This is a genomic window from Novosphingobium sp. FW305-C-30-35 (genome assembly GCF_058783135.1).
Window position 1 is genome coordinate 3,226,665 of the sequence record NZ_JBYSYJ010000001.1, and the last position, 21,742, is coordinate 3,248,406.

At 63.8% G+C, this 21,742-nt stretch carries 23 protein-coding genes and 2 riboswitches; of the genes, 18 read left to right on the plus strand and 5 right to left on the minus strand.

The window, feature by feature from the left end; all coding sequences use genetic code 11:
- Nucleotides 1-42: 42 nt before the first annotated feature.
- Together AC3WLM_RS15965 and AC3WLM_RS15970 are read left to right on the plus strand one after the other, a co-directional pair.
- Nucleotides 43-2,355, plus strand: a complete 2,313-nt coding sequence (locus AC3WLM_RS15965; RefSeq protein WP_492477949.1) for a S8 family peptidase — start codon at nt 43-45, stop codon at nt 2,353-2,355.
- A gap of 86 nt (nt 2,356-2,441) precedes the next feature.
- Nucleotides 2,442-2,906: a HEAT repeat domain-containing protein gene (locus AC3WLM_RS15970; protein ID WP_193826681.1), complete on the plus strand. Its 465-nt coding sequence runs from the start codon at nt 2,442-2,444 to the stop codon at nt 2,904-2,906.
- Between the two features lie 79 nt (nt 2,907-2,985).
- Here AC3WLM_RS15970 and AC3WLM_RS15975 read toward each other — a convergent pair whose 3' ends face one another.
- Entirely contained in the window at nt 2,986-4,119 is a 1,134-nt protein-coding gene (locus AC3WLM_RS15975) for a PQQ-dependent sugar dehydrogenase (RefSeq protein WP_492477950.1), read from the minus strand.
- Nucleotides 4,120-4,168: 49 nt separating this feature from the next.
- On the opposite strand from AC3WLM_RS15975, the gene rnhB reads away from it, so the two are divergent.
- The 3 genes from rnhB (at nt 4,169) to folP (ending at nt 7,215) form a co-directional block, all read left to right on the plus strand.
- Nucleotides 4,169-4,759: a ribonuclease HII gene (gene rnhB, locus AC3WLM_RS15980; protein ID WP_062346739.1), complete on the plus strand. Its 591-nt coding sequence runs from the start codon at nt 4,169-4,171 to the stop codon at nt 4,757-4,759.
- A 207-nt stretch (nt 4,760-4,966) separates the two neighbouring features.
- A complete protein-coding gene (locus AC3WLM_RS15985) occupies nt 4,967-6,109 on the plus strand; it encodes a site-specific DNA-methyltransferase (protein WP_492477951.1) in 1,143 nt (380 codons plus the stop codon).
- Nucleotides 6,109-7,215, plus strand: coding sequence for a dihydropteroate synthase (gene folP, locus AC3WLM_RS15990; protein WP_492477952.1), 1,107 nt, complete (start codon nt 6,109-6,111; stop codon nt 7,213-7,215). Before AC3WLM_RS15985 ends, folP begins: the two co-directional genes overlap by 1 nt.
- On the opposite strand, the gene AC3WLM_RS15995 is transcribed toward folP, so the two are convergent.
- Nucleotides 7,212-7,979: an SDR family NAD(P)-dependent oxidoreductase gene (locus tag AC3WLM_RS15995; RefSeq protein ID WP_492477953.1), complete on the minus strand. Its 768-nt coding sequence runs from the start codon at nt 7,977-7,979 to the stop codon at nt 7,212-7,214. The genes folP and AC3WLM_RS15995 overlap by 4 nt on opposite strands.
- A 19-nt stretch (nt 7,980-7,998) precedes the next feature.
- Nucleotides 7,999-9,417 (minus strand): sigma-54-dependent transcriptional regulator, encoded by a 1,419-nt coding sequence (locus AC3WLM_RS16000; protein WP_492477954.1) that lies wholly within the window; start codon nt 9,415-9,417, stop codon nt 7,999-8,001.
- A 168-nt stretch (nt 9,418-9,585) separates the two neighbouring features.
- Here AC3WLM_RS16000 and AC3WLM_RS16005 point away from each other — a divergent pair, with 168 nt between their 5' ends.
- From AC3WLM_RS16005 to gcvPB, 12 genes are all read left to right on the plus strand, one after another.
- Entirely contained in the window at nt 9,586-9,708 is a 123-nt protein-coding gene (locus AC3WLM_RS16005; protein WP_082013273.1) for an aa3-type cytochrome c oxidase subunit IV, read from the plus strand.
- 19 nt (nt 9,709-9,727) lie between these two features.
- Entirely contained in the window at nt 9,728-10,843 is a 1,116-nt protein-coding gene (locus AC3WLM_RS16010) for an NAD(P) transhydrogenase subunit alpha (protein ID WP_492478142.1), read from the plus strand.
- Nucleotides 10,844-10,854: 11 nt separating this feature from the next.
- On the plus strand, nt 10,855-11,139 hold the full coding sequence (locus AC3WLM_RS16015; protein WP_011445494.1) for an NAD(P) transhydrogenase subunit alpha part 2: 285 nt from the start codon (nt 10,855-10,857) through the stop codon (nt 11,137-11,139).
- Nucleotides 11,139-12,551 carry an NAD(P)(+) transhydrogenase (Re/Si-specific) subunit beta gene (locus tag AC3WLM_RS16020; RefSeq protein WP_492477956.1) on the plus strand — a complete coding sequence of 471 codons (1,413 nt, stop codon included), beginning with the start codon at nt 11,139-11,141 and terminating at the stop codon, nt 12,549-12,551. The genes AC3WLM_RS16015 and AC3WLM_RS16020 overlap by 1 nt, the downstream gene beginning before the upstream one ends.
- Nucleotides 12,551-12,871: a hypothetical protein gene (locus AC3WLM_RS16025; RefSeq protein WP_039332091.1), complete on the plus strand. Its 321-nt coding sequence runs from the start codon at nt 12,551-12,553 to the stop codon at nt 12,869-12,871. The genes AC3WLM_RS16020 and AC3WLM_RS16025 overlap by 1 nt, the downstream gene beginning before the upstream one ends.
- A gap of 106 nt (nt 12,872-12,977) precedes the next feature.
- Complete coding sequence (locus tag AC3WLM_RS16030; protein ID WP_492477958.1) at nt 12,978-13,640, plus strand: aspartate/glutamate racemase family protein; 663 nt, start codon at nt 12,978-12,980, stop codon at nt 13,638-13,640.
- Nucleotides 13,621-14,820 carry a deoxyguanosinetriphosphate triphosphohydrolase gene (locus AC3WLM_RS16035; protein WP_230487627.1) on the plus strand — a complete coding sequence of 400 codons (1,200 nt, stop codon included), beginning with the start codon at nt 13,621-13,623 and terminating at the stop codon, nt 14,818-14,820. The genes AC3WLM_RS16030 and AC3WLM_RS16035 overlap by 20 nt, the downstream gene beginning before the upstream one ends.
- Nucleotides 14,813-15,490, plus strand: a complete 678-nt coding sequence (locus AC3WLM_RS16040) for an NAD(P)H-binding protein (protein WP_039332094.1) — start codon at nt 14,813-14,815, stop codon at nt 15,488-15,490. The genes AC3WLM_RS16035 and AC3WLM_RS16040 overlap by 8 nt, the downstream gene beginning before the upstream one ends.
- 53 nt (nt 15,491-15,543) lie before the next feature.
- Nucleotides 15,544-15,644: riboswitch (glycine riboswitch) on the plus strand.
- Nucleotides 15,645-15,770: riboswitch (glycine riboswitch) on the plus strand. It begins immediately after the preceding riboswitch.
- Nucleotides 15,771-15,845: 75 nt separating this feature from the next.
- Complete coding sequence (gcvT, locus tag AC3WLM_RS16045; RefSeq protein WP_492478143.1) at nt 15,846-16,982, plus strand: glycine cleavage system aminomethyltransferase GcvT; 1,137 nt, start codon at nt 15,846-15,848, stop codon at nt 16,980-16,982.
- Nucleotides 16,982-17,353 carry a glycine cleavage system protein GcvH gene (gene gcvH, locus AC3WLM_RS16050; protein ID WP_039332096.1) on the plus strand — a complete coding sequence of 124 codons (372 nt, stop codon included), beginning with the start codon at nt 16,982-16,984 and terminating at the stop codon, nt 17,351-17,353. The genes gcvT and gcvH overlap by 1 nt, the downstream gene beginning before the upstream one ends.
- A gap of 4 nt (nt 17,354-17,357) precedes the next feature.
- On the plus strand, nt 17,358-18,716 hold the full coding sequence (gene gcvPA / locus AC3WLM_RS16055; protein WP_492477960.1) for an aminomethyl-transferring glycine dehydrogenase subunit GcvPA: 1,359 nt from the start codon (nt 17,358-17,360) through the stop codon (nt 18,714-18,716).
- On the plus strand, nt 18,713-20,266 hold the full coding sequence (gcvPB, locus tag AC3WLM_RS16060) for an aminomethyl-transferring glycine dehydrogenase subunit GcvPB (protein WP_492477961.1): 1,554 nt from the start codon (nt 18,713-18,715) through the stop codon (nt 20,264-20,266). Before gcvPA ends, gcvPB begins: the two co-directional genes overlap by 4 nt.
- A gap of 61 nt (nt 20,267-20,327) precedes the next feature.
- Here gcvPB and AC3WLM_RS16065 read toward each other — a convergent pair whose 3' ends face one another.
- Together AC3WLM_RS16065 and AC3WLM_RS16070 are read right to left on the minus strand one after the other, a co-directional pair.
- Nucleotides 20,328-20,459, minus strand: a complete 132-nt coding sequence (locus AC3WLM_RS16065) for a hypothetical protein (RefSeq protein ID WP_255355086.1) — start codon at nt 20,457-20,459, stop codon at nt 20,328-20,330.
- A gap of 88 nt (nt 20,460-20,547) precedes the next feature.
- Nucleotides 20,548-21,462 (minus strand): DMT family transporter, encoded by a 915-nt coding sequence (locus AC3WLM_RS16070; RefSeq protein ID WP_492477962.1) that lies wholly within the window; start codon nt 21,460-21,462, stop codon nt 20,548-20,550.
- A gap of 60 nt (nt 21,463-21,522) precedes the next feature.
- Here AC3WLM_RS16070 and AC3WLM_RS16075 point away from each other — a divergent pair, with 60 nt between their 5' ends.
- Nucleotides 21,523-21,741 carry a hypothetical protein gene (locus AC3WLM_RS16075; protein ID WP_052242026.1) on the plus strand — a complete coding sequence of 73 codons (219 nt, stop codon included), beginning with the start codon at nt 21,523-21,525 and terminating at the stop codon, nt 21,739-21,741.
- Nucleotide 21,742: the final 1 nt, after the last annotated feature.

Consider the following 21,742-nt stretch of genomic DNA (forward strand, 5'->3'; position numbering starts at 1 on the left):
TCAGCAAGACTTGGGCAAAGCTACCGGAGCCGGGGTGCGGTGATGTCGGAAATTCGCTGGTTTGGTTACGTCGCAGTGGCCGCGCTGGCTGCTGGATTGGCGGCATGCGGAGGGGGAGGCAGCGTCTCCAGCACGCCCGCGCCTGCGCCGGCCCCGACGCCCACCCCAGTCCCAACGCCAACTCCCACGCCAACCCCCACTCCCACTCCGGTCAATTTCGATACCGCAGAGTATCGCCGGTCGGATGGGCCTTCGCTTCATGGCGCGATCACGGCCTGGCAATCGGGCGCGAGTGGGGCAGGGACCACGATTGCCATCGTCGATTCCGGTATAAATACGTCCAATACCGAGTTTGCCGGAAGGATTGCCTCATCATCGACCGACGTGGTGCAATCGCGCGGATTGGACAACGCCGACGATGATCACGGGACGCAGGTTGCCCTGACGGCAGCAGCGGCCCGCAACAATTCAGGGATCGTCGGCATCGCCTGGGGCGCAACGATCCAGATGCTGCGGGCCGATACGCCGGGTTCGTGCGCGGCGTCGGATGGCTGCACTTTTGCCGACAGTGCGATAGCGGCGGGCATCAATGCTGCGGTCGCCTCGGGCGCAAAGGTCATCAATCTTTCGCTCGGTGGCGATCTTGCGAACTCGACCCTGCGGTCGGCTGTTGCCCGGGCGGCCGCAGCGGGCGCGGTGATCATCGTTTCAGCGGGCAACGACGGCGACAGCACCGATGCTGGGATTGATCCCAACAACCCCGATCCCTTTGCGCAATCGCTGCTCCTGGCGGGCGGCAACAACGTGATCATTGTCGGCTCGGTCAATGCCACCGGCGTGGCTTCGGCCTTCAGCAACAAACCGGGAAGCTCGGCGGCGTCGGTGCTGATGGCGCAGGGCGAGGACGTCTGCTGCGTGTACCAGGGCAGCCAGATAAAGACCGAGACGAATGCGCAGGGAACATTCGTGACAGTGGTCAGCGGGACAAGCTTTGCCGCGCCGCAGGTTTCAGGCGCGGCCGCATTGCTGGCGCAGGCTTTCCCGAACCTGACCGGCACACAGATCGTCGACCTGCTGCTGCGGACCGCGCGCGATGCGGGGGCGACGGGGACGGATACGATCTATGGCCGCGGCATTCTGGACATTGCGCGGGCGTTTTCGCCGCAGGGGCAGACCGGGTTGGCGGGGACGCAGGTGGCAGTGTCGCTTGACAGCCTTGCAGGCACGAGCAGCGGGGCGATGGGGGATGCCTTGGCCGGGGCTTCGCTCGGCACGGTAATGCTGGATGGCTACCAGAGGGCTTACAGGCTGAACCTTGCGGCGGGCTTGCGCTCAGGCCAAGCGAGGTTGCCTTTGCATGAAGCGCTGGCGGGGGGCGGCAGGCCGGTGGCGATGGATGCTTCCGGTTTTGCGCTGGCGTTTACGGTGGACCGGCGCTTCGGGGCGGTGCCCTTGCGACTGGCGCCGGGTGAGGGGCAGCAGGCGCGGGTGCTGGCGTCCTCGGTGGTGACACGGCTGGACCGGTCGCTCGATCTGGCGCTGGGCTGGAAAGTGAGCGCGGAGAGCCTGACCGCGAGGTTGCAGCAGCGGCACGAGCCGCAGTTCCTCGTCGCGGGGATGGCGAGTGGGGTGTTCACGCGGCCCGAGACGGGCATGGGGGCGCGCTATCGGTTGGGGCGTATGGGGCTGACGGTTTCGGCGGAGCGCAGTGTGCTGGTGCGCAGCGATCCGCTGCGAGAACGGCGCGAGGACCGGATGACGCAGTTTGGCTTGGCGCTGGATGGCGGGCAGGGTGGCGCGTTAGATTGGCGGCTCGGCCTTGGCCTGATGCGTGAGGAGCGCACGGTGCTGGGCGCGCGCTTTGCCGATGCGCTGGGCGGCGGCGGGGCGACGACGGCGACGGTATCGCCGGGGCTTGGCTGGCGCTTCGGGGATGGCTGGGCGCTGGGGGCGACGGGCAGCCTGGGCTTCACGCGGATCGACAGCGGGGCGGTGGCGACAAGCGGCTCGCGGCTGGTGTCGTCATCATGGAGCGTCGATCTTTCGCGCGAGGGTGTCTTGGCGGGCGGCGACCGTCTGGCCTTGCGCCTCTCACAACCCTTGCGGGTGGAGCGCGGCGGGCTGGACCTGAACCTGCCGGTGGCGTGGGACTATGCAACGCAGAGCGCCACCTTCGCCCGCGTGCCGCTGTCGCTGGCGCCGAAGGGGCGGGAGCTTGACGCGGAACTGGCCTGGGCGACGGCGCTGTGGGGTGGGGACGCCTCGGCCAGCGTGTTCTTCCGCAAGGAGCCGAGGCATTTTGCCAAAGCGGGGGGGGATGGCGGAGTTGCGGTGCGGTGGTCGCGGGGGTTTTGAGTAGGTTAAGCGACACACGCACGGTAATTGGTGTTTTGCACTATTGGTGGTTAGCTGGCTGTCGTGTCTGATAGCATGAGGGACTGATGGAAGAGCGCTACTTACCCCCGTCTGACTTCCTCCAAGCTGTCATCAACGAGGATGTGCCATTTGGCGAACACGATTTTGGCGAGAAGAACCTTGCCCGCCTGATCGAAATGACGCGGGATGCAGATCCGGCGAACCGCGACTGGGCAACTCTTTTGCTTTCGCAGCTGGGGATGGATCGGCCCGATGTTCGCGCGGCCTTGGTAAAGGCAGCAGAAGATGAAAATTCGGCAGTACGTGCCGAGGCCATCCTTGGCTTGGCGCAAATGCATCGCGGGTTGGCACTGCCGCTTTTAAGAAAGGAACTTAAGGGCTGGCACGTGAACATGCCACTACTTGAAGCGGCGACGATCGTTGCAGATGTGTCGTTGGTGGAGGATCTCGAAGCCTTCGCTGAGCCCTCCGGTAACAAGCTGTTAGACCAGATGGTTGTCGATGCGATCAACGCGTGCCGCCCGGTTTGATTACTAACAAAAACTGGCGAACCAGACGTTTAGACAACTCCGGTATGCTCCGGAAATTTCTAAACTGGCGCCACGATCCTCACCCCTGCGGCACCAAATGCCGCAACTTAGCACCTTCACCATCCTCAAGCACATATAGCGTCCCATCCGGTGCCTGCTCGATCTCGCGGATGCGGTTGCCGAGGTCTATGCGTTCGAGTTCGGTGGCTTTTTCGCCTTCGATCTTCACGCGGACGATTCCGCCTGAGCCCAAGGCGGCGATGAGGGCCTGGCCTTGCCATTGGGGGAAGGCATTCCCGGTGTAAAAGATCATGTTGCCCGGCGCGATGACCGGGTTCCAGCTGATCGCGGGCTGGGCGAGGTCGGGGCGGGTCTTGTTGCGAGGGATCGGCTTGCCGTCGTAATGGTCGCCGTCCGATACCAGCGGCCAGCCGTAGTTCCTGGCCGGTTCGACGTGGTTGATCTCGTCACCGCCGGCGGGGCCGTGCTCGATATCCCACAGCCGGCCATCGGGCGAGAAGGCGAGGCCCAGCGGGTTGCGGTGGCCGTAGGACCAGATCTGTGCCGAAACGCCGCCCTTGCCCGCAAACGGGTTGCCCGGCGCAGGAGTGCCATCGGGCAGGAGGCGGAGGACCTTGCCGAGGTTGGCATTCAAGTCCTGCGCGGGCGTGAACTTCTGCCGATCGCCGGAGGTGATGAACAGGTATTTGCCATCGGGCGAGAAGGCGATGCGATGCGAATAGTGGCCGCGCCCGGTGACCTTGGGAAATTGCCGCCAGATCACGCTGAGGCTCTCAAGGCGGGGGGCATCGCCCATCACCAGTCTGGCGCGAGCGACGACTGCGCCGCGCGTATCGTTCTGACCCGCTTCCGCCCAACTCAGATAGACCATGCCGCTCTGCGCGAAATCGGGCGCGGCGACGACATCGCCAAAGCCGCCTTGTCCGCCGTAATCGACCGTGGGGGTGCCCGAGATCTCGACGGTCTTATCGGTGCCTTCGGTCCAGAGCTTGAGCTTGCCCTTCTTCTCGGTGATCAGCGCCTGGTTGGTGCCGGGAAGGAAGGTCATCGCCCAAGGCTCGTCGAACGTGGCGACATCGGTGATCGCGATGCCCGCTGTGGAAGGGTCAGCGCCCTGGGCAGAAATCGATGAGCCGCAGCTTGCGAGGAGCAGGGCGAGAGGCGATAGCGAGCGCAGGATCGGATTCGTCATGCAGCCCACAATGCCTCTGAACGCCAGTTGTGCCACCTCCTTTTCGTCCATGGTCACCATTGGCGTGGACGAGGCGGGGCGCGGGCCGCTGGCTGGGCCGGTCGTGGCGGCGGCGGTGGTGCTGTGCAAGCCGCGTCCATCGGGGCTGGATGACTCCAAGAAGCTGAGCGCGGCGCGGCGGGCGGAACTGGAAGAGAAGATCAAGCGGCGCTGCCGGTGGGCGGTGGGTGTGGTCGAGCCCGAGGAGATCGACCGGCTGAACATCTTCGGTGCGACGATGCTGGCGATGACGCTTGCGGTGCAGGCGCTGTGCGAGCAGATCGCGCATGACGAAGGCGTGGGCGAGGTGCTTGTGGATGGCAACCTCACGCCGCACGGCCGTCGCCCGGAATGGTGCTGGCCGGCGCGGCCGATCGTCGGCGGTGATGCCCTCGAGCCGTGTATTTCGGCCGCCTCGATCATCGCCAAGGAACATCGCGACCGGATCATGCGCGAGGCGGCGCTGACGCATCCGCACTACGGATGGGAGCGCAATGCGGGCTATGGCACACCCGAGCATCTGGCGGCATTGCGTGAGCATGGGCCGACGCCATTGCACCGGCGCAGCTTTGCCCCGGTGGCGCAGTTGCAGCTGCTCTAACGAAAAAATTTGCCGGTGAGTCCGTCCGGGCACACCACTAGATGTTGAGTCCCACGCCGCCAGCCAGACTCAACATGTCGAAATAGACTCTTTTCGTTCTCATCCCTGATGGCGCGCGACTCGCCGGAATCTGGCGAGTCGAAGCTTGACGGCGAGTCTCCGATGACTCAAACGGTGCCCTTATCCACAAGGGGTCAGGGACAAGATATGGCAGTTGCAGTCAAGGAACGCGCGAAGGCTTTGCGTGCGGCGCCGGCAGAGGTGCTCAAGGCAGATGTTGCGCTTCCGGTAAACCAGATCCTGCGCGGTGACTGCATTTCGGAAATGCGCAAGCTGCCCGATGCCTCGATCGACATGATCTTTGCCGACCCGCCCTATAATCTCCAATTGGGCGGTGATCTGGCGCGGCCCGATGGCAGCCATGTCGATGCGGTGACCAACGACTGGGACAAGTTCTCGAGCTTTGCCGTCTATGACCAGTTCACTCGCGAGTGGCTGACCGAGGCACGCCGCCTGCTCAAGCCCGATGGCTCGATCTGGGTGATCGGCAGCTATCACAACATCTTCCGCGTCGGCACGATCCTGCAGGACCTCGGCTTCTGGATCCTCAACGATATCATCTGGCGCAAGGCCAACCCGATGCCCAACTTCAAGGGCACGCGCTTTACCAATGCGCACGAGACGCTGATCTGGGCGTCAAAGAGCGAGAAGTCGAAGTACACCTTCAACTACCGCGCCATGAAGACGCTCAATGATGAACTGCAGATGCGCTCGGACTGGGTCCTGCCGATCTGCTCCGGCCCCGAACGCCTGCGTCGCAACGGCACCAAGGCTCACCCGACGCAGAAGCCCGAGGCGCTGCTCTATCGCGTGATGCTGGCAACGACCAACAAGGGTGATGTGGTGCTTGACCCGTTCTTCGGCACGGGCACGACAGGCGCGGTGGCCAAGCGCCTGGGTCGCGACTGGATCGGCTGCGAGCGCGAGGACGACTACATCGAAGTGGCGCAGGAGCGCATCGAACTGGCGCTGCCGCTTGACGAATCTGCGCTTGTTACGATGCAGTCGAAGCGCACGGCGCCCAAGGTTGCCTTTGGCGCGCTGGTTGAGAGTGGCTATCTGGCCCCTGGTACCCGGCTGACCGCCAAGAAGGGCAAGTTCGAGGCAGTGGTGCGGGCTGATGGTTCGCTTCAGGCAGGCGCGGAGATCGGTTCGATCCATGGGCTTGGTGCAAAGCTGCAGGGGGCGCCATCGTGCAATGGCTGGACCTTCTGGCATGTCGAGCACGAGGGCGAGGTGAAGCCGATCGACGCGCTGCGCCAGTTGTACCTGCTCGCCGTCGAGGATTGATGCCTCGCGTCTATATCCGTCCGATCGCGTTCGCCGACAGTCCGCAAGCGGAAGATGGCGAGGCGATCAGGCTGGGCGGGGGTCTGATCTACGCCAGCCGCTTTGTCCTGATCGTGCGCGAGGGCGGAAAGGTGGTCTCGCGGCAGAGGTTCGGCGCGGGCGATGTTCAGAAGGCAATTGCCACCTTGCCCGATGCCTTGGCCGCCGATGCAGCGGAGCAATGGGACAACCTGCGCTGCACGCACGCGCCCATCGCCTGCGGGCAGCGGATGGTGCGGCTCGATCAGCCGGTGGTGATGGGTATCCTCAATGTGACGCCCGACAGCTTTTCCGATGGTGGCCAATTCCTCGACAAGCCTGACGCCGCGCTTGAGCACGCCCACGCGATGCTATCAGCCGGGGCGGGGGTGATCGACGTCGGTGGTGAATCCACCCGCCCCGGCGCCGCGGCGGTGTGGGAAGGCGACGAGGCAAAGCGCGTGGTGCCGGTGATCGAGCAGCTTGCGGCAGCAGGCGCAGCGATTTCCATCGACAGTCGGCGCTCCTCGGTAATCGAGGCGGCGCTGGCGGCAGGGGCACACATCGTCAACGATGTTTCGGCTATGCGTCATGACGCCCGGACGACCGAGATCGTGGCTCGTTCCGGGGCTCCGGTGGTGCTGATGCATGCGCCCGGCAACGACGGCGATCTGCATGCCGATGGCGACTACGCCGACGTTGTGCTCGATGTGTTCGATGCCTTGCGCGAACGCCGTGACGCAGCCGTCGCGGCGGGGATTGCGCGGGAGAAGGTCCTGCTGGATCCCGGCATAGGCTTTGGCAAGTCGCTCGCGGAGAACCTTGCGCTGATCAATGCCCTGCCATTGTTCCATGCGCTTGGTCAGCCGATCCTGTTCGGGGCCAGTCGCAAGCGGATGATCGGGGCGCTTTCCAACGAGGCGCCAGCCCATCAGCGCATGGCCGGTTCGGTCATGCTGGCGCTCAAGGCGATGGATGCCGGCTGCCAGATGGTGCGCGTGCACGATGTGGCCGAAACCGTGCAGGCCATGCACGTCTGGCGCGGCCTGCGCGATGCGGCGCTGACGGATTTCAGCCAGCTTGCCTAGAGCGAGACGCCGCCATCGCTGACCAGGCAGGTGCCGGTGATGGTTGCTGCTGCGTCGGACAGCAGGAAGCCGATCTGCGCCGCAACCTCATCCGCGCTGGCGAAGCGCCCAAGTGGCGTGGCCTGCTTTGCCATTGCGGCAAGCGCTTCGGCGCGTCCACCATGCTGTTCGATCAGCGGTGCGAACCATTCGGCGCGGTCCCAAATGCCAGTGTCGACGCCGCCCGGTGCGATGGCGTTCACCCGCACGCCGTACCTTGCGGCTTCGGCAGCCGCGACCTTTGCCAGCTGGATCGTCGCGGCCTTCGATGCGGAATAGGCCGCGGTTCCGGCGGCTGCCTTGATGCCGGAGACCGAGGCCGTCAGCACGACCGCTCCGCGGTTTGCCCTCTTCATGGCGCGCAAGGCGGTACGCAGCGAAAGGAACATGCCGTCGAGGTTGACCGACAGTGTCTTGCGCCAGGCGGTGATGTCGAGGTCAGTGATCTCGCCGTTGCTGGCGATACCGGCATTGAGCACGGCGTAATCGATCCGAGGCACTTCGCGCTCCAGCAGTTTCCAGAGCGAGGGGTCCGAGACGTCGCCGCCAAAAAGATGGACCTTGCAGGACAGGCCCAGCCGGTCGAGCGCTGGCCTGTCAACATCGACCAGAACGAGCTCGCCGATCCCCTGCGCATCGAGCCAGCGCGCGGCGCTGGCTCCTATCCCCGCGGCGGCACCGGTGACAAGCGCGACGCAACCTGCAAATTCCCTATTTCCCGTCATGCCGGGAAGCTAGCGCGGGTCAGGCCGCGTTGTCGATGCCAAGTTCCGAAAGCTTGCGGTAAAGAGTGGAGCGGCCGATACCAAGGCGGCGGGCAACTTCGGTCATGCGACCGCGATAGTGGCCGATTGCCAGCCGGATGACGTCGGCCTCGATGTCTTCGAGAGGTCGCAGGTTGCCATCGGGTGCGAACAGGGTGATGCCGGCGCCATCGGTAACATTCGGTGCGCGGCGGCTGGATTCCCCGATCAGGTTCGAAAGGCTGGGGAAGTCTTGTGCCGTTAGCGCCTCGCCATCGCAGAATACGGCGGCGCGGAACAGGGTGGCCTGCAACTGGCGGACATTTCCAGGCCAATCATATGCCGACAGAAGTGCCAACGCTCCATCAGTAATGCCGAGCGGCCTGAGCCCTGGCTGTTCGCCGATGCGGGTCAGGAAATGCCTTGCAAGGGCCGGAATATCGGCGGAGCGCTCGCGCAAGGCGGGCAGCAGGACCTGTGTCTGGCTCAGCAAGGCATGGAGTTCGGCGCGGAAGTCGCGGGTCTCGACAAGGTCCCGCAGGCCAGCATTGGCGCAGGCGATCACTCGAACATCGACGCGGAATGAATGCCGCGCGCCGATGGGCTGGACGTCACCCCGTTCGAGAAAGCGGATCATTCGCTCCTGCACGTAATCCGGCAGGCGATCGACCTCGTCGATGACAAGGGTGCCGCCATCGGCGTGCTGGAGCAATCCGACGTGACGTTCGAATGCTCCGGCGAAAGCGCCTTTCTCGTGTCCGAACAACGCGGATTCAACCTGATTGGCAGGCATGCCGCCGACGTTGATGGTCTTGAGTGCGGTCCGGCTGCGCGGGCTGGCGGCGTGCATGGCGCGGACCAGCATTTCCTTGCCTGTGCCGCTTTCGCCTTCGATCAACACGCTGCCATGGGTGCGCGCGGCCTTTGCCGCCACGGCCAGCGCCGCGCGGAAGGCCGGGGTTGCACCGATCATCGAATCGAAGTCGAGCGCGGCGCCGAATTTCTCGGTCAGGGGTTGCAGTTCACTGGCGTCGGTCTCGCGCGAAGTCGCGCTGCGCAGGGCCTGGAGCAGGCGTTCCGGCGCGACGGGCTTGATCAGGTAATCGGTGGCGCCTGCGCGCATTGCCTCCACAGCGAGCAGGGGCGAGTTGCTGGTAGTCAGCATCAGGATCGGAAGTGCGGGACGGCGTGCCTTCAATTCGGCGATGAGTGCGCAGGCATCGTCGCCCGGAACCCATTGATCCAGAATGATCGCGCCGAGTTGCATACCCTGGCGGGTGCCCAGCGTGGCGATCGCGCTTTCCGAATCGCGGGCGATGACCGTGCGCCAGCCCTCCCGCGAAGCCAGCGCCGAAATCAGGCGGCACTGGGCGGGTTCATCGTCGATGAGCATGAGAAGGCGCTGTTCGGGCTCCTGCATGACCTAGTCTTTTGACTCCCCCGCAAATACGTCAGGAGCATTGCTCTAGGCCGATAGGGTAAAGAGCCGATTAAGCGCGATGAGACTGCTCCGCACTTGAGCGCAGGGGCGGCCATCGCTAGAGCATGCACGTCGCGCCCCAGTGGCGCATGGTTTTTGGGGAAGAAAATGGCTCCGGCAAACGACATCAAGGCTGCAAAGTCGACGTACGAAGGTTTCGTGAACATGGTGAAGTGGGCCACGCCGGCGATCTGCGCGCTGGTTTTCGTGGTCATCCTGGTGATCCAGTAAGAGCGCCGTGGCGGGGGCAATAAAGATCGCCGTCCTTCGGGAACGTGCGACAGGGGAGAGCAGGGTTTCGGCATCGCCTGAGACCGTGAAGAAGTTCATTGCCCTCGGGGCCACAGTGGCCGTCGAGAGCGGGGCGGGGATTACCGCTTCGATCTCCGACGATGATTACCGCGCCGCCGGGGCCGAGGTTGCGGACAATGCGGTGCAGGGCGCGGACATCGTGCTTGGCGTGCAGGGACCGGAGCCTGAGCTTTTGGCAGGTGCAAACCCTGGCGCGTGGATCGTGGCAGGGCTTGATCCCTTCGGCCAGCGCGCGCGCGTCGATGCCTATGCCGCTGCCGGATACGAAGCCCTCGCCATGGAATTCATGCCGCGCATCACGCGTGCGCAGTCCATGGACATCCTGTCCTCGCAGTCGAACCTTGCGGGCTACAAGGCCGTGCTGGTTGCCGCGAACCTTTATGGCCGCGCGTTCCCCATGATGATGACTGCGGCAGGCACGGTCTCGGCTGCCAGGTGCTTCGTCATGGGCGTCGGCGTCGCCGGTCTTCAGGCCATCGCCACCGCCCGCCGCCTCGGCGCGCAGGTCTCGGCAACTGACGTGCGCTCTGCCACGAAGGAACAGATCCAGTCGCTCGGCGCCAAGCCGATCTTCGTGGAGAACGTCGCCGGCATCGAAGGTGAGGGCGCGGGTGGCTACGCAACGGAAATGAGCGAGGAATACCAGAAGGCCCAGGCCGAACTGGTGAGCGCGCACATCGCCAAGCAGGACATCGTCATCACCACCGCGCTGATACCGGGCCGCGCTGCACCGCGCCTGATCTCTGATGCGCAGATCGCGACGATGAAGCCGGGCTCGGTGATCTTCGACCTTGCCGTGGCGCAGGGCGGGAATGTCGAGGGTTCGGTGGCGGATCAGGTGGTCGAGAAGCACGGCGTCAAGATCGTCGGCTATTCGAACACGCCTGCGCACCTGCCGGCGGATGCTTCGGCGCTGTTCAGCCGCAATCTCTACAACTTCCTCTCGGCCTTCTGGGACAAGGAGCAGGGCAAGCCTGTTCTGGACGAGGAAATCGGCAACGCCATCCGCCTGACGCAGGGCGGGAAGGTTGTGAACGAACGACTGCTCGGCTGAGGGGGAAAGCCATGGACTTCATATCGATCCTGAGCATTTTCGTGCTCGCCTGCTTTGTCGGGTACTACGTCGTCTGGTCGGTCACGCCGGCCCTGCATACGCCGCTGATGGCAGTGACCAATGCGATTTCCTCGGTGATTGTGGTTGGCGCGCTGGTCGCTTCGGCGGCTGCCGGTAGCCCATCGGCCAAGTGGCTGGGGCTGGGCGCTGTGGTGCTGGCTTCGGTCAACATCTTCGGCGGGTTCGCTGTGACGGCGCGCATGCTGGCGATGTACAAGAAGAAGGAGAAGAAGTGATGGAACACGTCGCTGTCTCTCCCTGGGTGGCGCTCGCCTATCTGGTCTCGGGCGTCCTCTTCATCCTCGCGCTGCGCGGGCTTTCCAGCCCCGCGACGAGCCGTGCGGGCAACCGCTATGGCATGATCGGGATGACCATTGCGGTGGTCACCACGCTGCTCACCCACTCGATCGCCAGCCTGCCGGAAATCATTGTGGCGCTGGCCATCGGTGGCGGCATCGGCTTCGTCATCGCTCGCAAGATCGCGATGACCGATATGCCGCAGCTGGTTGCCGCGTTTCACTCGCTGGTCGGTCTGGCGGCAGTGCTGGTGGGCCTTGCCGCCTATCTCAATCCCGATGCTTTCGGGATCATGCTTCCGGACGGTCAGATCAACCCCGTCAGCCGCATCGAACTGGGCCTTGGCATCGCCATCGGTGCGATCACCTTCTCGGGCTCGGTCATCGCCTTCCTCAAGCTTGCCGGCAAGATGAGCGGATCGCCGATCCTGCTGCCGGGACGCCACGTGCTGAACCTCGGTACGCTGGTCGCGATCATCGGCCTTGTAGCCTACTTCACGCAGGACCAGTCGGCCTGGGTGATCGCGACGATCACCGTGCTCTCGTTCATCATCGGCTTCCTGCTGATCATCCCGATCGGCGGCGCGGACATGCCGGTCGTGGTTTCGATGCTCAACTCGTATTCGGGCTGGGCAGCGGCTGCGATGGGCTTTACCCTGCACAACACCGCGATGATCGTGACCGGCGCGCTGGTCGGTTCCTCGGGCGCGATCCTTTCGTACATCATGTGCAAGGCGATGAACCGCGGGTTCCTGGCCGTTATCGCAGGCGGCTTCGGCGCAGAAGCCTCTGCCGCTGGTGGCGCTGCCCGCGAGCAGCGCCCGTGGAAGCGCGGGTCTGCCGAGGATGCGGCCTACATGATGAAGGAAGCCGAGAATGTCATCATCATCCCGGGCTACGGCATGGCCGTATCCCAGGCGCAGCACGCGCTGCGCGAGATGGGCGAAGTGCTCAAGAAGGAAGGCGTCAACGTCAAGTACGCCATCCACCCTGTGGCGGGCCGCATGCCCGGGCACATGAACGTGCTGCTGGCCGAAGCCAACGTGCCGTATGATGAAGTGTTCGAGCTGGAAGACATCAACAGCGAGTTCGCGCAGGCGGACGTGGCCTTCATCATCGGCGCCAACGACGTGGTCAACCCGGCGGCCAAGACCGACAAGTCCTCGCCGATCTACGGCATGCCGGTGTTCGACGTCGACAAGGCCAAGACGATCTTCTTCGTCAAGCGCTCGATGGGCGGCGTCGGCTATGCCGGAGTCGACAACGACGTGTTCTATATGGACCAGACCATGATGCTTCTGGCCGACGCCAAGAAGATGGTCGAGGATATCGTCAAGGCGCTGCAGCACTGATGCGCAAGGCTGCCGCTGTCATCGCCACGGTCTTGACGCTGGCAGCCTGCTCGCCATCAAAGCTGGCTTATGGAAAGGTCCGCTCGGCGCTCGTCGATGCGGGCCTTTCCGATTCCAACGCTTCGTGCATGGCGGAGCGCATGACCGACCGCCTGAGCATCGGCCAGTTGCAGCGGTTGCAGTCGCTTCAGGCACCTAAACGCGGGTTGGCCGATTATGTCGCCACGGTGAAGCGCCTTGGCGATGCCGAACTGCTTGGTGTCACGACAAGCGCCGCAGCGCTCTGTGCAAGCGGTCTGGCGCCAGAGAGGAAGCGTTAGCGGTCTGGACCTCCCGCGCCGCCTTTCGTAAGGCCGGTGCAAACAGGGGCCTGTCATTCAAGCCCGGGGAGTTATCGTTTTGCGCAAAATCGGCCTTATCGGCGGCATGAGCTGGGTTTCGACCCGCACTTATTACGAAGACATCAACCAGCTGGTGCAGGCGCGCACCTCGAAGACGGCCAGCGCGCCGCTGCTGATCGAAAGCCTCGATTTCACCAACCTTATTCGCCTTTCGACGCCGGAGCAGTGGGACCATGCCGCTGAAGTGCTGACCGACAGCGCCCGCAGGCTGGAGCAGGCGGGGGCCACCGCGCTGCTGATCGGCGCCAATTCGATGCACAAGGTCTATGACAAGGTGGTCGACGCAGTGTCGATCCCGGTGATCCATATTGCGGATGCTGTCGGCGCGAAGATGAAGGAAAAGGGCGTAACGAATGCCACGCTGATCGGCACGCGCAACGTCGTGATGGAGAGCTTCTATCGCAAGCGCCTCGTCGCTCATGGCGTGAGCCTGCTGCCACCCGTCGTCGAGGAAGTCGAAGCGATGGACAAGATCATCTATGACGAGTTGATGCTGGGCAAGGCCTCGCGCTCGGCCGAGCGGACGTTCAAGACCATGCTGACCAACATGGGCCAGCGTGGTGCAAAGGGCGCAGTGCTGGCCTGCACCGAACTGGACATGGTTATCGACGTAGACGCGAACGTGCTGCCGATCTTCGATGGTACGCGCATCCACGCGCAGGCCGCAGTTGACTGGATTCTCGGTTGAGCGCAGCGTGATCGAGGGCCGCGCTTCTTATGCCAGCGACCCTGCGCGCACGCGCGGGCGGGAGTTCGGGCTGGACGACAAGGCCTCGCGCGGGCCGCGCAGCGCGTTCCAGCGCGATCGCGACCGCATCATCCATTCGATCGCGTTCCGCCGGCTGCGCCACAAGACGCAGGTCTTCATCGCGCCGGATGGCGATCATTACCGTGTGCGGCTGACGCATAGCCTTGAGGTGGCACAGATCGGCCGGGTGATCGCCCGCGCGCTGGGGCTGGACGAAGACCTGACCGAAGCGCTCTGCCTTGCGCACGACATTGGTCATCCGCCGTTCGGCCATGCCGGAGAGGATGCTCTGGAAGAGGCAATGGCCGGGGCAGGCGGCTTCGACCACAACGCCAACACTCTGCGCGTATTGATGCGGCTGGAGAGCCCTTATTGCGGGCACGAAGGCTTGAACCTTTCCTGGGAAACGCTGGAGGGCCTGGCAAAGCACAACGGGCCGATCCTGAAGCCGACCTGGGCTCTGGAGGAACTGGACAGGGCATTCTCTCTGGAACTGTCTTCCTTCGCCTCGCTCGAGGCGCAGGTCGCGGCGATTTCGGACGATATCGCCTATGACAATCACGACATTGATGATGGCCTCAGGGCGGGGTTCCTGTGTCTCGATCAATTGCTCGAACTGCCATCGCTGGCAGAGCAGTGGCGCGCGATCGAGCGTCGGTTTCCCGGTGCACCGCAGGACCGCCTGTTGCGTGAACTTGTGCGTGGACAGATCGGCCGGATGGTCAATGATGTCATCACCACGGCTCGGGCCAACATCGCGGAAACGGGGGTCGTTAGCGTCGAGGACGTGCGCGCGGCTGGGCTTGCGCTGGCCACGTTCTCGCCTGCGATGGGCGAGGAAGAGCGGGCACTCAAGCAGTTCATGTATGACCGGCTCTACCTGCACGAGGAGCAGTGCCAGACGGCAGATCGCGCACGTGGCGTGATCGCGGCGCTGTTCCGGGCCTATGCCGAGGACCCTGTGCAGATGCCCGAAAGCTGGCGCGCCTCGCTTCCCGATGCGGAACCGGCACGGACGCGGCACATCGCCGACTTCATTTCGGGCATGACCGACCGCTACGCGATCGACAGCTATGCGCGACTGTTCGGTCAGGCGCCGGAGGGCTTGCGCAATGTCTGAGCAGACCCGCGTGGTTCTCGTCGGCGCGACTGGGCTGATCGGTCGTGCGGTCATGGTCGAGGCGGTCGGTCGTCCCGACATCCATCTGGTCGCCGTTGCGCGTCGCGAGGTTCCGCTGCCGCCCGGCGCGCGCATGGAAATGCTGCTGTCTGATACCAGCCATTGGCCTGATGCCATAGCGGCGGGACGCCCGCATACCGTGGTCATTGCGCTGGGCACCACGATCAATGCCGTGGGCGGAAGCCGCCAGGCCTTTCGCGCCGTGGACCATGACCTTGTCCTGGAATGCGCGGCAGCAGCCAAGGCCGCAGGGGCGCGCCAACTTATCGTCGTGTCCTCGGTGGGGGCGCAGTTCTCGTCGAAGAACTTCTACCTTTCTGTAAAGGGCGAGGTCGAAGACAAGCTGGCGAAGCTGCACTTCGATCGGCTCGACGTAATCCGGCCCGGACTTTTGCGCGGCAAGCGCGATGGTTCACCCAGGCCCGCCGAAAGGATCGGTATGATCCTCAGCCCGCTGACAGACCTTCTGATGCTCGGCAGCTTGCGCAAGTATCGTTCCGCCAAGGCCAGCGACGTGGCGAAAGTGATCCTGAAGCTGGCTGGCACGAAGCAGCATGGGCGTGTGGTGCACCAGCACGACGAGATGCAGCGCATCCTGCGCAGGGGATAAGCTGGTCTCACTCCGGTTGACTTCCTGCTGCACTGCAACGATGAGGAAGCGTCGCTGATCGCGCGGGAGAGCTCTCTCGATTCGTTCAGGGTCGAGAGACGCCGAAGGAGCAACCGCCCCGGAATCTCTCAGGCAAATGGACCGCGTTGGTCGATAGCGACACTCTGGAAAGTGCCGCTTCCCGCAAAGGGAAGGGCCGCCGAAGGGGTAACCCCATCCAAACCCGTCTGGAGAGGCGGGCGGGGGAAAGCTCTCAGGTTTCCGTGACAGAGGGGGCGCCGCATGGCGTCTGAACTGCACGGGACTGATATTTGTGAGCGACACATACAATACCTCTGGCAATAACTCTGGCGATATTTCCGATATCGACCCTGACGTACCTGTCGGCCCGCTGACCTTGCCGCTTGATGCGTGGCACCGTGCGCGCGGTGGACGGATGGTCGATTTCGCGGGCTACTGGATGCCGGTCCAGTTCGAAGGGATCATCGCCGAACACCTCTGGACGCGGACGAGCGCCGGGTTCTTCGATGTTTCGCACATGGGGCAGCTTTATGTTTCGGGTGAGGGTGCTGAGGCGGCGCTGGAAGCAGTCCTGCCGATCGACCTTTCAACGCTGCCTGTGGGCGGCGTGCGCTACTCGCTTCTGCTCAACGAGGATGGCGGGATTCTCGATGACCTGATGGTCACGCGCTGGGGCACCGGCTTCTACCTCGTCGTCAACGGCGCGACCAAGTGGGACGACATTGGCCACCTGCGCGAGCACTTGCCCGATGCCGTAACTCTGAACCACCTTGAGGACAGCGCGCTGTTTGCCTTGCAGGGGCCGAAGGCGTTCGAAGCGCTGGAACGGCTGGTTACTGGCGAATACTCGCTCTCGGCGCTCACTTTCATGCGTGGCGGGCAGTTCAAGCTTGGCGGCGTCGACGCATGGATCAGCCGCTCGGGCTATACCGGCGAGGATGGATTCGAGATCGCGGTCCCGGCCGAAAGCGCCGCTGAACTTGCCGATCTGATTTGCGGTCAACCGCAAGTAAAACCGATCGGCCTTGGCGCACGCGACAGTCTGCGGCTTGAGGCCGGGCTGCCGCTCTACGGCCACGACATGACCGAGACGGTGGATCCGGTCAGCGCCGACCTGCTGTTCGGGATCAACAAGCGCCGCCGCATCGAAGGTGGTTTCATCGGTGCGGACAGGGTGCTGCCGCGCATCGCCACTGGTGCTGCCAACCGCCGTGTGGGCCTCGCCATCGACGGCCGCATGGCCGCGCGTGAGGGCGCCAAGGTGCTTTCGGGCGAAACCGAAGTTGGCACCGTCACCTCCGGCGGTTTCTCGCCCAGCCTCGAGCGTCCCATCGCCATGGCTTATGTGCCGGTCGATCTTGCCGCTGCCGGCACTCCGCTTTCCATCGACGTTCGTGGCCGCAAGCTTGCTGCCAGCGTCGTGCCCATGCCTTTCGTTCCCCATCGCTACCATCGCAAAGGAGCCGCCTGATGACCCGCTATTTCACCAAGGACCACGAATGGATCGCGGTTGAAGGCGATGAAGCAACGGTCGGGATCACCGACTATGCCCAGAGCCAGCTGGGCGACATCACCTTCGTGGAACTGCCCGGTGCAGGCAGTGAGGTGGGCAAGGGCGACAGCGCCTCTGTTGTCGACAGCGTCAAGGCAGCGTCGGACGTCTATGCCCCGGTTTCGGGCACCGTCACGGTTGCCAATGCCGCCCTCGAAGAACAGCCGGAGCTGGTCAACTCCGACCCCGAAGGTGAAGGCTGGCTATGGAAGATGACCCTTTCCGAAGCCGCCGAACTCGATGGCCTGATGGACGAGGCCTCCTACCAGGCCTACGTCGCGGAGCTTTGATCCTATGCGCTATCTTCCCCTGACCGACGCCGACCGGAGCGCGATGCTTTCGGTCATCGGTGCCGGCTCGATCGACGAACTATTCGCCGACGTGCCTGCCGAAGCGCGTCTCTCTGCGCCCATTGCGGGCCTGCCGAACCACGCCAGCGAAATGACGGTCGAGCGTCACATGGCGCGACTTTCGGAAGACAATACGACCGCCGGATCTGTGCCATTCTTCCTCGGTGCCGGTGCCTATCGCCACCATGTGCCGGCCACCGTCGATCACATGATCCAGCGCGGCGAGTTCCTGACCGCGTACACGCCCTATCAGCCGGAAATCGCGCAGGGCACGCTGCAAGTCCTGTTCGAATTCCAAACCCAGGTCGCACGGCTCTTCGGCACGGACGTAGCCAACGCCTCGCTGTACGACGGCTCTACCGCGTGCTGGGAAGCGATCGCGATGGCTGGGCGCATCACAAAGCGCGGCAAAGCGATCCTCTCGGGCGGGCTTCATCCCCACTACGTCGAAACCGCGCGCACGATGGCGAAGTTCACGGGTGACGTTCTCGACACCACCGCTCCCGATCTTGCGACGGCTCCGGACGATGATGCACTGATTGCAAAGATCGATGCCGAAACGTCATGCGTCGTTGTGCAGTACCCGGATATTCTGGGCCGCATACCTGATCTGGCAAAGATTGCAGCCGCCGCGCAAGGCGCAGGCGCGCTGCTGATCGCCGTTGTGACCGAACCGGTTGCGCTTGGCGTGCTGCAGAGCCCGGGTAGCCTGGGCGCGGACATTGTCGTGGGCGAGGGTCAGTCACTCGGGGTCGGCCTGCAATTTGGCGGCCCCTACCTTGGCCTGTTCGGATGCCGCGAAAAGTATCTGCGCCAGATCCCAGGCCGTCTCTGTGGCGAGACGGTCGATGCCGATGGCAAGCGCGGGTTCGTGCTTACGCTGTCTACGCGCGAGCAGCACATTCGCCGCGAGAAGGCGACCAGCAACATCTGCACAAACTCCGGTCTGTGTGCGTTGGCTTTCTCGATCCACATGACCCTGCTGGGCGGTTCGGGCCTGTCGGACATGGCGAAGTTGAGCCACCTTGCCGCACGCAAGACCGCCGCTGCGCTGGCCGAAGTCCCGGGCGTGGAGGTGGTGAACAGCCACTACTTCAATGAATTCACCGTGACCCTCCCGCGCGATGCGCGCCAGATCGTGCGCGAACTTGCTGACCGCCAGGTACTTGGCGGCATCTCGCTCGGCCGGCTCTACCCGCAGGAAGAGAGCCTCGCCAACGGCATGGTCGTGGCCGCCACCGAATGCACGACGGACGAAGACATCGCTGCGCTGGTCGCGGCGCTGAAGGAGGTGCTGGCATGAACGCGATCAACCCCACCGGATGGCGTCCCTCGATGGGCGAGAATGCGCCCCACAACGGCATCCAGACCTTCACCGGCAACCGCGCGCTGCAGCTGGAGGAAGCGCTCCTGTTCGAACTCGGCAATGCCGATCGCTCGGGCGTGGACTTTCCAGCAACAGACGGGATTGATCTCTCGGCATTGGGGCCAATGGCCCGTGCCGAACGTCCCGATCTGCCGGGGCTGTCGGAGCCGGAAACGGTGCGTCATTATACGCGCCTCTCGCGCAAGAACTATGCGATCGATCTTGGTCTTTTCCCGCTCGGCTCGTGCACGATGAAGCACAATCCGCGACTGGACGAGAAGGTGGCGCGCATGCCCGGCTTTGCCGACGTGCACCCGCTGCAGCCAGTCCAAACAGTGCAGGGCGCGCTCGGCGTTATCAACGAACTGGCGCATTGGCTGATCGAGCTGACAGGCATGCATGGCGTCGCAATGACGCCCAAGGCCGGGGCTCACGGCGAACTCTGCGGGCTGCTCTGCATCCGTGCCGCGCTGGAAGCCAAGGGCGATCCGCGTGATGTCATCCTTGTGCCGGAAAGCGCGCACGGTACCAATCCCGCAACGGCGGCCTTCGCCGGGTTCAAGGTCGAAAACATCCCGGCCACTCCGGATGGCCGTGTCGATACCGCCGCGCTGACCGCGCGGCTTGGTCCCGATGTGGCGGGCGTGATGATCACCAACCCCAACACCTGCGGGTTGTTCGAGCGTGACCTGAAGATCATTGCCGACGCGGTTCACGCCGCTGGCGGCTACGTCTATTGTGATGGGGCGAACTTCAACGCCATCGTCGGGCGCGTGCGTCCCGGTGATCTTGGCGTCGACGCCATGCACATCAACCTGCACAAGACCTTCTCCACCCCGCACGGCGGTGGCGGTCCGGGTTCGGGGCCGGTGGTTCTGTCCGAAGCGCTTTCGCCATTTGGTCCGCTGCCATTTACCGCGAGGCAGGCCGATGGTTCGATCAAGCTCATCGAGGAAGAGCAGGCGCATCAGGAGCACCCGCAAGCATTCGGCCGGATGTGCGCATTCCATGGCCAGATGGGCATGTACACCCGTGCCCTTGCCTACATTCTCAGCCACGGCGCGGATGGCTTGCGGCAGGTCTCGGGTGATGCGGTGCTGAACGCCAATTACGTTCTGCGCAGCCTTGATGACGTGCTTGATGCGCCCTTCGGTGGCGCCGGACCATGCATGCATGAAGCGCTGTTCTCGGACGATGGCTTTGCTGAAGGCTTCTCGACCAACGATCTCGCCAAGGGTCTGATCGACGAGGGCTATCACCCGATGACGGTCTACTTCCCGCTGGTCGTCCACGGAGCCATGCTCGTGGAGCCGACCGAGACCGAAAGCAAGGCTGGGCTTGACCAGTTCATTGGCGCGATGCGATCCTTGGCACAGCGGGCCAAGGCAGGGGATGAGCTGCTGAAGTCCGCGCCGCATTTGGCTCCGCGGCGTCGTCTCGACGAGACACTTGCAGCGCGAAAGCCCAAGCTGGTCTACAAGGACTGAGGATACGAAAAGGGCCGCCCCGGAAATCCGGAGCGGCCCTTTTTCTCAACCACAAGACCGATCAGTTGATCGCTTCTTCGGTTTCATTGGCTGCCGACTTCAGGTCGTCGCCCGCACCGCGCACGGTGTTGCAGGCAGTGGCGCCGAGCAGAAGACCACCCATCATGGTGGCAAATACGAACTTGCGGATCATGGCTTACACCTTTCGAACTTTGGGGTGAGGCGGGGGAACCTCACGATCTGGACAAGAGGCGAAACGCCGCAATTGCGGCGCGGTTCCATCATGCAGCCAGAGGGGCACGTTCCCGAGCGCGGGCCAAGAGATGTTCGCGCCAGGCAATCAGGAGGCTTGCCCCGATGATGATCGGCGCGCCCAGCCAGGTGGTTGCCGGCGGAAGGTGATTGAAGATCAGCCAACCCCAGAACGTCGCCCATGCCAGTTGGATGTAGTCAACCACGATGACGCTCGACACCGAGCCGAAGCGGAGCGAAGCAGTCATCGCAATCTGTGCGAACAGCCCGGAGATACCGATCCCTGCCAGCATCGCCCAGCCAACGACGTCATGGCCAAGATCCTGTCCGATCAATCCAAGCGCCAGAACGGGGGCACTGAAAGCCGAGAAGTAGAACACGACCGTAATCGGTTCCTCGGTGCGGCCAAGATCGCGGACCTGGATGGTCACCAGCGCGACCATGAAGGCGGCGCCAATGCCAACCGCAACGCCGAACGGCGGCAGGCTGGTAGTGTCGGGCCCAGCAATGACCACGACCCCGAGCAGGCCCATTATGACCGCAGTCCAGCGCCACGGGCCGACCTTTTCCTTGAGGAACAACGCAGAAAGGATCACGGCGAAGATCGGCGTCGTGAAGCCCAGTATGGTCGCTTCGGCCAGGGGCAGCAGCCTGACCACGCCCAGAGTCAGGAACATGCCTGTCCCGCCGATCAACGCGCGCCGGGCATGAATCCAGGGGCGCTGTGTCCTCAACCGCCCGATTTGCCCGCGCGCCGCCAGCCACCCGAAGATCGATAGCGCCGGCAGGGCTTGCCGGAAGAAAAGCGTTTCGGGCAGTGCGATGTTTCGCTCGCCAGTGAGCTTGACCAGCAGCAGCATGACCGAGAACAGAACCGTCGCAACCAGTCGCAGGCCGAGAGCCAGCATGGGGCGATCGTGGGCGCTGGACATCGTTTTTGCCATGAGCGGGCCATAGGCCATTGCCCCTTGCGATCAACCCCCTCGTAGCCCATCTGGCGAGCAATGGAAGACTGGTTCCCGCATATCTGGCAATATCACTTCGCCGCCGGCGCACTTGCGCTCGCTGTCGCGACAACATCGGTCTGGGCTGAACGTCGGCGTTTCCGTCGTGTAAATCTTGACGCGGTGGGCTTCATGCCGTGGACCGTGATCTATATGATCGCGTTTCTGGCAGCGTGCGTATTCCTCGGCCTGGCCGCGAGGGAGTGGTTCGCGGCCTGAT